The organism is Actinomadura sp. 9N407 (genome assembly GCF_044326315.1).
Lineage (GTDB): Bacteria > Actinomycetota > Actinomycetes > Streptosporangiales > Streptosporangiaceae > Spirillospora.
This window is the reverse complement of the sequence record NZ_JBIRAW010000017.1, coordinates 41633-52871: the sequence shown is the minus strand read 5'-3', so window position 1 is coordinate 52871 and position 11239 is coordinate 41633. Positions and strand designations below refer to the sequence as shown.

The 11239-nt window shown below is 72.8% G+C and carries 9 protein-coding genes; 3 read left to right on the top strand and 6 right to left on the bottom strand.

The features are described 5' to 3' along the window. Positions 1-41 precede the first annotated feature (41 nt). Positions 42-893, bottom strand: a complete 852-nt coding sequence (locus tag ACH34Q_RS25605; protein ID WP_395985596.1) for a DUF5829 family protein — start codon at positions 891-893, stop codon at positions 42-44. 271 nt (positions 894-1164) lie between these two features. On the opposite strand from ACH34Q_RS25605, the gene ACH34Q_RS25600 reads away from it, so the two are divergent. Further along, entirely contained in the window at positions 1165-1935 is a 771-nt protein-coding gene (locus tag ACH34Q_RS25600; protein WP_395985595.1) for a BTAD domain-containing putative transcriptional regulator, read from the top strand. Between the two features lie 80 nt (positions 1936-2015). Here the strand turns inward: ACH34Q_RS25600 and ACH34Q_RS25595 are convergent, their stop codons facing one another. From ACH34Q_RS25595 to ACH34Q_RS25580, 4 genes are all read right to left on the bottom strand, one after another. Beyond that, positions 2016-3239: a beta-ketoacyl-[acyl-carrier-protein] synthase family protein gene (locus tag ACH34Q_RS25595; RefSeq protein WP_395985594.1), complete on the bottom strand. Its 1224-nt coding sequence runs from the start codon at positions 3237-3239 to the stop codon at positions 2016-2018. After that, on the bottom strand, positions 3236-3487 hold the full coding sequence (locus ACH34Q_RS25590) for a phosphopantetheine-binding protein (RefSeq protein WP_395985593.1): 252 nt from the start codon (positions 3485-3487) through the stop codon (positions 3236-3238). The genes ACH34Q_RS25595 and ACH34Q_RS25590 overlap by 4 nt, the downstream gene beginning before the upstream one ends. A 53-nt stretch (positions 3488-3540) precedes the next feature. Further along, positions 3541-4542, bottom strand: coding sequence for a beta-ketoacyl-ACP synthase III (locus ACH34Q_RS25585; RefSeq protein WP_395985592.1), 1002 nt, complete (start codon positions 4540-4542; stop codon positions 3541-3543). 172 nt (positions 4543-4714) lie between these two features. After that, positions 4715-5629 carry a proline iminopeptidase-family hydrolase gene (locus ACH34Q_RS25580; protein ID WP_395985591.1) on the bottom strand — a complete coding sequence of 305 codons (915 nt, stop codon included), beginning with the start codon at positions 5627-5629 and terminating at the stop codon, positions 4715-4717. Positions 5630-5816: 187 nt separating this feature from the next. Here ACH34Q_RS25580 and ACH34Q_RS25575 point away from each other — a divergent pair, with 187 nt between their 5' ends. Continuing rightward, the gene (locus ACH34Q_RS25575) at positions 5817-6269 is read left to right on the top strand and encodes an acyl-CoA thioesterase (RefSeq protein ID WP_395985590.1); all 453 of its coding nucleotides are present in this window, start codon (positions 5817-5819) and stop codon (positions 6267-6269) included. Positions 6270-6276: 7 nt separating this feature from the next. On the opposite strand, the gene ACH34Q_RS25570 is transcribed toward ACH34Q_RS25575, so the two are convergent. Beyond that, positions 6277-9189 (bottom strand): AAA family ATPase, encoded by a 2913-nt coding sequence (locus tag ACH34Q_RS25570; protein WP_395985589.1) that lies wholly within the window; start codon positions 9187-9189, stop codon positions 6277-6279. Between the two features lie 455 nt (positions 9190-9644). On the opposite strand from ACH34Q_RS25570, the gene ACH34Q_RS25565 reads away from it, so the two are divergent. After that, positions 9645-11174 (top strand): bis-aminopropyl spermidine synthase family protein, encoded by a 1530-nt coding sequence (locus ACH34Q_RS25565; protein WP_395985588.1) that lies wholly within the window; start codon positions 9645-9647, stop codon positions 11172-11174. Positions 11175-11239 lie beyond the last annotated feature (65 nt).

The following is an 11239-nucleotide window of genomic DNA, read 5'->3' as shown; positions in this document are numbered from 1 at the left end:
GCCCTAAAAGCCATGGCGATGGCCGCGACCGCGGCCCGCACTCAGTTGAAGAACCAGCGCGCGGCGCCATTCGCCTCGATGACCAGACGGGAACCGCCGGAGAAATCGAATTCACCGGGCTCGGCGCGTTCCGGCGATATGCGCAACCGGATTTCCGTGATCCGCTCGCGCGCGGTTTCGTCGATCCGCAGGCGCAGGGTCAGATCCGGCCCGCGGACCTCGAGACCGCCGGCGTCCTCGGTGACGGTGAAGCCGAACACCGCCAGCGTCCGGGCCATCGCCCGGGCCCGTTCCGGACCGGTCAGCAGCGTCACGCCGACGATGTCGCGCATTGCCTGGGAGTCGGTCGGCCGGCCGCCGAGCACGGCGTCCAGGTAGTCGCTCCGGCGCAGCGTCCCGTCCGCGGCGGGCCGTCCGCCCGCCGCGGCGAAGTACTCGGGCGTCACCTCGTTGAGGAACAGCAGCAGCGGGCTGCCCTCCCCCAGACCGGCGCTGATCAGGTGGTACCAGGGCCGCTTCTCCGCTTCCCCGTCGATCCCGCGTTCGACCAGGTCATAGCGGTATTCGACACCCTCCGACCGGTCCAGCAGCGCCCGCGCGGCCAGCGACGAGCCGGGCACCTCGAACGAGAAGACCAGCCCTCCGGTCAGCGGCGCGGAGCCCGGCATCTCGGTACCGAACAGCTCGATGAGCGTGTTGTCCCCGGCCACCCCGAGGGTGGAGTAGGCGCCGGCCACCGAGCTGTCGGCGTGCTTCTCCTTGAGCCTGCCGAAACGCTCGCGGACGAACCGGCTCGCCGCCACCGCGTCGTACGCGGGACGGTCCACCAGCACCATGACGTGGTCGATGCGAGGCACCGGCCACGGTTCCGCGATCTCGGATTCACTCGTCACTCGCTCACTCCGATCCCCTGTCGGGCTGCCAGGTCGAGACTCGTCCAGTGTCACACCGGGCACCTTTCCGCGGCATTGGGGCAATCCCTAGGCACCCCCTGGGGTCCCCCTGGACGACCCCTGGTCCACCAACACTCGCCGGCCCGAAGGAAAAGCCTCGTCTTGACATCACCACCACCGCCCGGTAATCATCGAAAATCATCGCTGAACCGTTATTAGCGAACGCATCCCCGCGTCAATGTCCGTCGATGTTCATCGACATAGGAGTGACGTGCAGATCGGAATCCTTGGCACCGTGTCCCTCACGGTGAACGGAAGGCAACACGAGATCCGGGCCGGCAAAGTGCGTACCCTGGTCGCCGTCCTCGCACTGGAGGCGGGCCAGGCGATATCGCACGAGGAGCTGGCCGCCGAGCTGTGGTCGGGCCGGCCGCTGCGCAACGCGCGCAACGCCCTGCAGGCGCACGCCAGCCGGCTGCGGCGGCTGCTGGACGGGGCGGGCCACACGCCCCTGCGCTCGGTCCGCAACGGCTACCTGCTGGAGATCCCGCAGGACGGCGTGGACGGCAACAGGTTCCTCGACCTGGCCACCCAGGGCGCGGCGGCACTGCACGACCGTCCCGCGCACGCGGCCGAGCTGCTGACGGCCGCGCTGCGGCTATGGCGCGGCCCGGCCCTGCTCGACGCGGGCGAGGGGCTGCGCTGCCAGGCCGCCGCCGCGCTGTTCGACGAGCGCCGGCTGGCCGCGCAGGAGGACCTCATCAGCGCGCGGCTCGCCGTCGGCGACGAGCGCCAGGCGATCCCGGAACTGCGGCGGCTCGTGGCGCAGCATCCGCTGCGCGAGCGGCTCAGCGACCAGCTGATGCTCGCGCTCTACCGGTCGGGCCGGCAGGGCGAGGCACTGGAGCAGTTCCACCACACCCGCCGGTTCCTCGACCAGGAGCTCGGCCTGTCACCCGGCCTCCCGCTCCAGCGCCGCTACGCCGCGATCCTCGCCCACGACCCGGAGCTCACCCTCCCCGAAACCCACGCCGCCAGCTGACCGCGCCCGTTGACTCGTGGCGTGTTCGCCATCCCGGAACGTCCCGAGGGCGAACACGCCACGAGTCGACCGTTGGGGGCTCAGGCGGCGGTGAAGATCAGGACCGCGTTCTGGCCGCCGAAGCCGAAGGAGTTGCTCACCGCGACGTCCACCCGCCGGGCGCGCGGTGAGCCGGCGACGACGTCCAGGTCGATCTCGGGATCCTGGCGGGTGAGGTTGGCGGTCGGCGGCACTGTCCCGGTCTCCACGGCCAGTACGGTCAGCGCCGCCTCGATCGCCCCGGCGGCGCCCAGCGTGTGGCCGAGCACGCCCTTGGTGGAGGTGACCGCGGCGCCGCCGCCGACCGTACGGGCCAGCACCCTGGCCTCGGCGACGTCGTTCAGCGGAGTGGACGTACCGTGCGCGTTGACGTGGTCGACGTCCGACGGCCCGACGCCCGCCTCGGCCAATGCAGCATCCAGCGCGCGCAGCACTCCGGCGCCCGCCGGGTCGGGGGCGGTCATGTGGTGGGCGTCGGCGGAGGCGCCGTACCCGGCCGCGCGGGCCCGGACGCGTGCCCCGCGCGCCACCGCGTCGGCCTCCCGTTCCAGGACCAGGACGCCGGAGCCCTCGCCGATGACGAAGCCGTCCCGGTCCGCGTCGAACGGCCGGGACGCCGCCGCCGGGTCGGCCGTCCGCGTGGACAGCGCGCCCATCTGCGCGAACCCGGTGACGATCAGCGGGCTCACGCCCGCCTCGGCGCCGCCGGTGACGACCACGTCGCAGGCGCCGTCGCGCAGCAGGCCGAGCGCCGTCCCGATCGCGGTCGCCCCGGACGCGCACGCCGTCGCGGTGACCAGGTTGGGGCCGGTCGCGCCCAGCTCCATCGCCAGATGGCCCGCGACCATGTTCGGTACGAGCATCGGGATCAGCAGCGCCGAGACGGCGTCCGGTCCCTTGTCCAGCAGGAGCCGGTGCTGCCGCTCCCAGGTCGCGACCCCGCCGAGGCCGCATCCGATCACCACGCCGACCCGGGCACCGTCCCACGTCTCGGGGTCGAGTCCGGAGTCGGCCACGGCCTCGCGGGCCGCGACGATCGCGAGCTGGACGAACCGGTCGTGCACGAGCCTGCTGCGGCGGCCGACGAGCCTGCCCGCGTCGAAGTCCGGGACCGTACAGGAGAAGTCGACCGGCAGGCCCGCCAGGGCGGGGTCCCGGCGCGCGGCCGAGACCCCGCCGCAGACCCCGCTCCAGCTCGCCCCGGCGCCGACGCCGGCGGCGGTGACCAGGCCGATCCCGGTCACCGCGATGCCGGGCGCGGTCATGACGCGCGCGCCGCGATCGCCGCCTGCTCCTCGATCAGCTCGGCGGCCCGCTCGATGGTGTCGCGCGGCGAGGCGGCGTCCTCGCCGACCTTGACGCCGAGCTCGCTCTGCACCACCAGCAGCAGCTCGACCAGGAACAGCGAGTCCATCTCCAGATCCTCGAAGGTGACGCCCGGCTCGATCTCCGCGCGGTCCACCTCGAAGCGGTTGACCAGCAGATCGACGAGCGTGTCGTACATGGCTGCCATGACGGCTCCTGCCTTCCGGTGTGGGTGTGTGTGCTCGTTCAGGCCGTGCTCGTTCAGGAGGGGGCCAGGTCGGGCCAGGTCAGCAGCGCCGACCCCCAGGTGAGGCCGCCGCCGAAGGCGGTCAGCAGGACGCGGTCGCCGGCCGCGAGCGTGCCGGCGGCATGGGCGTCGGCGAGCGCCAGCGGGATGGACGCGGCGGCGGTGTTGCCGACCTCGGCGATGTTGCCGAGGTTGCGCTCGGCCGGGACGCCCAGCTCGGTGGCCAGGCTCCGCAGGATCCGGAGGTTGGCCTGGTGGCCGACCAGCCAGTCGATCCCGCCGGTGTCCAGCCCGGCCCGGCCGAGCACCGCCCGGGACGAGGCCGCCATCCGCACCACCGCGTTCCAGAAGACCTCCTTGCCCTCCATCGCGAAGTAGCGGTCCGCCGGCGCGGGCTCCCGGCCGGACAGCCGCTGCTCGGCGCCGCCGGCCCGGACGGTGATCAGGTCCCGGCCGCCGCCGTCGCTGCCGAGGTCGAACGGGCCGACGGCGCCGGGCTCGTCCGGCTCGCCCGCGCGCAGCACCACCGCGCCCGCCCCGTCCCCGAAGATCACCGAGGTGGACCGGTCGAGCGGGTCGAGGATGCCGGAGTAGGTCTCCGCCCCGATCACCAGCACGCGCTCGGCGACGCCGGTGGCGATCAGCCCGCTCGCGCTGGCGAGCGCGTAGACGAACCCGGTGCAGACCGCGCCGACGTCGTACGCCGCCGCGCCGGTGAGCCCCAGCCGGGCGGCCACGGCCGGCGCGGTGGCCGGGCAGGGCCGGTCCGGCGTGGTGGTGGCCACCACGACCGCGTCCGCCGTGCCTTCGCGGGACGACTTCAGCGCTCGTTCCCCGGCGGCCACGGCCAGATCGGACGTGGCCGTGCCGGGCGCCGCGAAGTGGCGGCGCTCGATGCCGGTACGCGACCGGATCCACTCGTCCGAGGTGTCCAGCCGCTCGGCCAGTTCCTCGTTCGAGACCGCCCGCCCCGGAACATGCCCGCCGACGCCCGACAGCACCGCCGCGCGCCCCATCAGGCGACCCGACCAGAAACCATGATCTGCGCTCCCCCGACGAACCGCTCCGACATCAGCCAGTCTGGCGAGCCCCGCTGACGTCCCCTTGACGCCCACCTGACCGCCCCCCCGGGTTAACTCGTGGCGTGTTCGCCTTTCGGGACGTCCCGAGCGGCCAACACGCCACGAGTCAACGGAGGAAGGCGGCGACGAGGTCGGTGAAGCGGTCGCGCTCCTCGATGTGGGGCATGTGGCTGGATTCCTCGAACAGCTCCCAGCGCGCGTCCGGCAGGCCGCGGCGCAGCGGCTCGACCGCGCCCGGCGTCACCTCGTCGTAGCGGCCCGAGATCAGCAGGACCGGCACGTCGACCAGATGCAGCCGGTCGGCGATGGTCCAGTCCTTCAACGGTCCCGTCATGTGGAACTCGCTGGGCCCGGCCATCGTGGTGTAGACGGTGGGATCGCCCGCGAGCGCGGCCATGGTCCGCATGACCTCGTCCGGTACGGGCCGCGCCCGGCAGACGTGCCGGCCGTAGAAGGCACGGACCGCACGCTGGTACTCGGGCGACTCCGTGGTGCCCGCGGCCTCGTGCTCCTCGATCGTGGACCGTACGTCGGCGGGCAGCCCGGCCACCAGCCCGGCCACACCGTCCAGGTAGTCGGCGCTGGACGCGAAGGCGTCCGCCACGACGATCGAGCGCAGGCCCTCCGGACGCCGCGCCGCCAGCTCCAGGGCGAGCATGCCGCCCCACGAGTGGCCGAGCAGGTGGTAGCCGTCCGGCGGCGACACGTGCTCGATCAGCGCCGCCAACTCGTCGACGAACAGCTCGACCGTCCAGAAATCGGCGGGCGCGTCCGGCCGGTGGCCCGAGCGCCCGTTGCCGAACTGGTCGTAGAACACGCAGGCGTGTCCCCGTCCCACCAGATCCGCGACCGGAAGGAGGTAGTCATGCGTCATTCCGGGACCGCCATGGCAGACGATCACCGGAGCCCGGTCCCCCGCCATCTCGCCCACCACACCGAACCAGGTCCGGCGGCCGCGCCTTTCCATGATCCCCTCAACGGCGGGGCCGATCTCGGGACCGATCTCCAAGGACGTCATCATGGGCCTCCGGGCCGGTGGGGGGCGAGTCACGCCATTGTGAAGCGCCGCTCCGACCGGACACTGATGCCGGAGTTACCGCGCCCTGACGCGACACTGACGGGGCACTGACGGCGGATTGACACGCCGCTCCGAGTGGAAATTCCAGGGGTACGGTGGCCATCCCCTCCGTACCGCCTGGGAGTGAATCGTGACCGCAGAGACCCGCCCCGCCGCCGTGACGGAATACGGCTACCACGACTCGCACTTCGTGCACTTCGACGATCTGGACTCGCTCGGAATGGTGCACAACGCCCGCTACCAGATCCTCGTCGAACGGACCCTGACGGACTTCTGGGAAAGCCGCGGCTACACGTTCGCCAACGGCGCCGCCACGCATCCCGACACCTTCGTCGCGGTCGCCTCGTACTCGATCGGCTTCATGGCCCCGGTGCTCGGGACCGGTACGGTCCGCGTCCACCTGTGGGTGGAGAAGTTCGGCAAGAGCAGCGTGACGTACGGGTTCCGCGTCCTGTCGGGCGACCACGCCACCGTCCACGCCGAGGGCACCCGGGTGCACATCCGGCTCGACCGCGACACGATGCGGTCGGCGCCCTGGGCCGAGGACACCCGGGCCATCTACGCCTCGATGCAGCCCGGGTGACCGCCGGCTAGGCGAGATCGGCCGCGGGCCGGTCGCGGGTGACCATGGACGCGACCGCGGCCCGGTTGGACACCCCGAGCTTGGCGAAGACCTTGGACAGGTGCATCTCCACCGTCTTCTCCGAGATGTGCAGCCGCCTGGCGATCAGGCGGTTGGTCAGTCCCTCCCCCACCAGGTCGGCGATCTGCCGCTCCCGCTCGGTGAGGACGGCGACGATCCCGAGCGCGGCGGAGGTGGCCGCCGTGGCCGCCGTCCTGGCCCGGGAGTTGCGCGCGGCGAGCCGCCGCCGCTCCTTGCGGGCCAGCCGGCTCAGCGTGACGGCGCCCAGCCGCTCCAGCCCGAGCTGGGCGTCCTTCAGCTCCCGCACGGCGTCGTCGTAGCGGTCGTGATGCCACAGGGCCGCGCCCAGCACGGCCTTGGCGCGCAGCGCGTCCACCGCCATCCCCGCCGCCGCCAGCCCCGACGCCGCCCGCTCGGCCGAGCACAGCGCCGCCTCCGGATCGGTGGCCAGCAGCGCCTGGGCCATCGCCAGGCTCGCCAGCGCGCCCCGTCCCGGCTGGTCCAGGATCTGCGCGGCGGCGGTGGCGGACTCGGCCCACTTGGTCGCCGCCTCCGGCCGGTCCAGCTCCAGCTCGGCGCGGGTCAGCAGCTCGTACCAGGCGACCCGGGAGCAGGCGTCGGCCGAGCCGAGATTGGGGCCGCCGACCGGGCCGACCAGCGCCAGGCAGCCCTCGGCGTCCCCGGTCATCAGCCGCGCCTCGGCCAGCATCCGCAGGGCGAGCGCCTCGAAGCCGCTGACCGTACCGCGGAACTGACCGGTCGCGACCGCGCCGCTCTCCTCCGCCCGGTCGAACCGGCCCATGATCGTGTCCGCCCACGCCAGCATCGAGTACGCGCTGACGAGCTGCTCGGGGCTGCCGGACCGCTGCGCCAAATACACCGCGTACTCGGCGGCGCGGCGCGCCTCGTCCAGCCGGCCCCGGTTGTAGAGGGCGAACACCTGGCCCACGAGCAGGTGCGGGAGCGCCAGCAGCCGCCCCGTCCGGCCGGCGAACTGGATCGCCTTGTCGAAGTGCCAGAGCGCCTCGTCCCAGCGTTCGAGCAGCGCGTCGCTCCAGCCCACCCAGACGACGGCGTCGAGGCTGTACGCGAAGTCGCCGTCCAGCATCCCGTCCAGGATCGCGGTCGCCGCCGCCAGGTGCCCGGAGGCGACCTCCAGCTCCCCGACGCTGACGTTCGCCTTCGCCATCAGCCCGAGGCAGGCCAGCTCCTGCGAGCGGTGGCCGTTGCGCCGCGCGAGCTCCAGCGCCTGCGCCGCCCAGCGCGAGCAGGACGACCAGTCCCCCTTGTTCAGCTCGCGCGAGGCGATCTCGAACACCAGCGCCGCCCGGCCCACCTCGTCGGCCTCGCCGAGCGCCTCGTACTCCGCGCGCAGCATCGCGTCGGTCTCCGCGTGGTTGCCCAGCATCCGCTGGATCATCGCGGTGAACGCGACCGCCTTGGCATGCTCGGACGCCGGCTCCCGCGACATGAAGCGCAGCGCCTCGTGCATGGTGTCCCGGCAGCCGCGCATGTCGCCGGCGGCACCGCGGGCCTTCGCCAGCCGTACGAGCAGGCGGGCCCGCCGCTGCACGTGCTCGGGGCCCCGCGGAAGCACCCGCAGCGCCGTGGCGAGCCACGACCCCGCCGTCACCGGCGCCGTCCCGGTGATCGCCCGCGCCGCCTCGTCCAGCACGTCGACGGCCTCCAGGTCGCCGTGCCTGGCGCGCTGCTCGACGTGGACGGCCCGCTCGGGCGCCGCCGCGCCGCGTTCCCTCAGCACCGCGTCGGCCCTGGAGTGCAGATGCATCCGCCGGCTCAGCTCGGCACCGAAGTAGACCGCGCGATGCACCAGCGGATGCCGGAACGCGAAGTACGGTCCCCTGGCCTCCGGCCGCACCACGCCCCGGCCGATCAGCTCACCGATCGCCGCCAGCGTGACCGAATCCGGCCGGTCCAGCATCCGCGCCACCAGCTCCGCGTCGAACTGCCCCCCGGCCACCGCCGCCGCGTCCGCCGCCGCCCGCGCCTCCTCGCTCACCCCGTCCAGCTCGCGCAGGAACACCGCGTAATGGCCCGGGCTCCCGCCCTGCTCGACCGACCCCGGCGACGCCAGCCGCTCGGAGATCAGCGCCTTGAGGTACGCCGGATTGCCCTGGCTGTCCTCGTACAGCTGCCGCTGCCAGCTCGCGATGCCCTGCTCCGCGAGGATCTCCCCGATCTCCTCCTCCGACAGGGCGTCCAGGGGCAGGTGCGCGGCCCCGACATGCGGGGACGCCCCGTCCAGCGCCGACCGCAGCGCCGTCCCCGCCTGCTGGTCGCGGTACGCCACCACGAACAGCACCGGGACCCGCGGCGGCCGCCGCAGCAGCCCCGCGAGCAGCGCCAGCGAGCCCGGATCGGCGGCGTGCAGATCATCGATGACCAGCACCAGCGCGGGCGCGGCCATCTCCTCCAGCAGCTCGCGGACGACCCGGTCCGGCGGGTGCCGCAGCGAGGCGTCCTCGGGGAAGAACTCCGCCAGCCGGCCGCGGATCTCCGGCGCCCCCTCGAAGAGCGACACGTCGTCGAACGCCCCGTACCGGGCGTCGCGCGGCCCCTCCGTCCCCCAGCTCGCCAGCACCAGCGCGCCCCTGGCCCGCGCCGCCTTGGAGAACTCGCTCAGCAGCGCCGTCTTGCCGATCCCCGCGTCCCCGGTCACCTCGATGAGCCGGCTCCCCGTACCGAGCCGCTCGAGGACCCCGAGCAGCTCGTCCAGCTCCGCCCGCCGGCCGACGAGGTTCCAGACCCGCCGTACCGCCAGCCGCCTGCGCTGCCGCACGGGCACGATCCCCGATATCCGCGGCCACTGGTCCGGATGTGTCAGCTTCGCGTTCGCCATCGTTCCCCCCGATGAGCCGTACCGTCGCCCCGGCCGTAGCGAGAGGCACCTGTCGAAAGCGGAGCGGTGCATCCCCGGCGACCACCCGGCCACGATATTCAATCCGTTGGAGCCTGAACAAGAGAACCATCCGCGACCACTACGCACGCTAGGTAGATAAGTGCTCCTGGACCATCAGGAATACGTCGACCGAAAGTCGCGGCAATTGTGCGCCGCTCCTCCTCCCTGACGCATTCCGGCCCTCCCTCGCTCCCCACTAGGCCCCGGCGTCATCAGCGTCCCCAAGAACTATCGCCCGCGACAAAACAGGAACGCACCAATCCACACCCCTCACAACCCTGCGAAGTCGACACACCAGGACTTCGCCCGCCTTCGGCCACGGATGAATTCCGCGCGCACTTTCCGGGAACAGGCCCGACCCGCGCGGTCCCGTCCCAGGTCGATAGGCTTCCCGGATGGAGACCGGACCGGAAGGCGTGGACCCGCTGCGGGCCCACACAGCGCTCAGCCTGCTGGCGGACGGCCGCTGGTGGACGCTCGCCGACCTGGTCCGCGAGACGGCGACCCCCAGGCGATCGATCGAGGCGATCCTGGCGGACCTCTCCCTAGAACGCTCCAAGGACAGGTTCCGCCCGACCCCGGAGCAGCGGAAGGACCTTACCGCGCGGCTCGACGCCCACCGGCCCTTCACCCCGGCGGACCCCGTCGAGCACCTCCTCGCCCAGCACACCGAGACCATCGAGCGCCTCGGCGACCTCATCGCCCACGCCCCCCGAGGCCGGCACGCGCTCGACCACGTGTCCGCGACCCCCGAAACGGTCGTACGGCGGGCACTGCTCCTGGGCGCCAGGTTCTGGCTGCCGGGCACGCGCCTGCTCTGCGTGGGCGACCACGACCTGACCTCGCTCGCGGTCGCGATGATCCACCCCCACGTCGAGACGACGGTCGTCGACATCGACGAACGGATCCTGGCCTACATCGACGCCACGGCCGGAGACCTCGGCCTGAACGTCCACACCAGGTGGGCCGACCTGCGCCTGGGCCTCCCGCCCTCCACCCGCGAGTACGCCGACCTGGCGATCACCGACCCGCCGTACACGCCCGACGGCGTCGGCCTGTTCGTGGCCCGGGCGATCGAGGGCCTGCGCGACCCCGCCCAGGGCCGGATCCTGCTGGCGTACGGCGCCAGCGACCGCACCCCCGCGCTCGCCCTCAAGGTGCAGAACGCCCTGAGCGACCTCAACCTCGTGTCCGAGGCCATCTACCCGGACTTCAACCGCTACTTCGGCGCCGAGGCCATCGGCTCGGCCGCCGACCTCTACATCCTGCGCCCCACCACCAAGAGCGTGCCCGCCGCCACGGCAAGGGCCGAACGCTTCAGCGCCGCCATCTACACCCAGGGCCCGCAGTCGATCGAGTCCCACACGACCCTCGGCCTCACCGCACAGGGCCTCGCCGACCTCAGCCCCAACGTCCTGGTCGGCGACTGGCCCAAGGACATCCTCCCCGGTGTCCCCCGCGTCCGCCTGACGACCTGGCTCGCCAAGCCCTACGCCGCGACCCTCCGCCACGTCGCCATCGCCCTGCCGGCCGGCCTGGAGCCCGCCCTCCTCCGCGTCCTGCTGGCCACCCGCGCCGATCACGTCCGCGTCTTCCTCGCCGAACCCACCGAACCGCCGGCCATCCTGGACCACGTCTACGACATCGCGTCCAAGGGCCCGGTCCTCGACGCCGTCCGCCGCCCTCCGGAACACGACCCGGAACGCCGCCTGCTCCGTACCCTCATGGACCGAGCCCACGGCAAGGTCGCCAACGCCTGGCGCGACGCCCTGATCAAGCTCGACCCCGCCCTCACCAAGCGCCAGGCCCGAGCCCTGGTCGCCGAGGCCGCCCCCTGGTCCGAGAACACGACCCTCCTGGAACTCCCGGCCCACCGCCTCCAGTCCCTCCCCGAAGCGGCCCGCACCACAATTTGCCCCGGTTAGGACGTACCGATCCCTTCCGTGGGTTCGTCAGACCGAGGCGCGGCAGTACGTTGACCGGGAATCCG

Coding starts and splice junctions, on each gene's coding strand:
- ACH34Q_RS25595 (WP_395985594.1), bottom strand. CDS start 3,239: ATGACCGCGCCCGGCATCGCGGTGACCGGGATCGGCCTGGTCACCGCC.
- ACH34Q_RS25590 (WP_395985593.1), bottom strand. CDS start 3,487: ATGGCAGCCATGTACGACACGCTCGTCGATCTGCTGGTCAACCGCTTC.
- ACH34Q_RS25585 (WP_395985592.1), bottom strand. CDS start 4,542: ATGGGGCGCGCGGCGGTGCTGTCGGGCGTCGGCGGGCATGTTCCGGGG.
- ACH34Q_RS25580 (WP_395985591.1), bottom strand. CDS start 5,629: ATGATGACGTCCTTGGAGATCGGTCCCGAGATCGGCCCCGCCGTTGAG.
- ACH34Q_RS25570 (WP_395985589.1), bottom strand. CDS start 9,189: ATGGCGAACGCGAAGCTGACACATCCGGACCAGTGGCCGCGGATATCG.
- ACH34Q_RS25565 (WP_395985588.1), top strand. CDS start 9,645: ATGGAGACCGGACCGGAAGGCGTGGACCCGCTGCGGGCCCACACAGCG.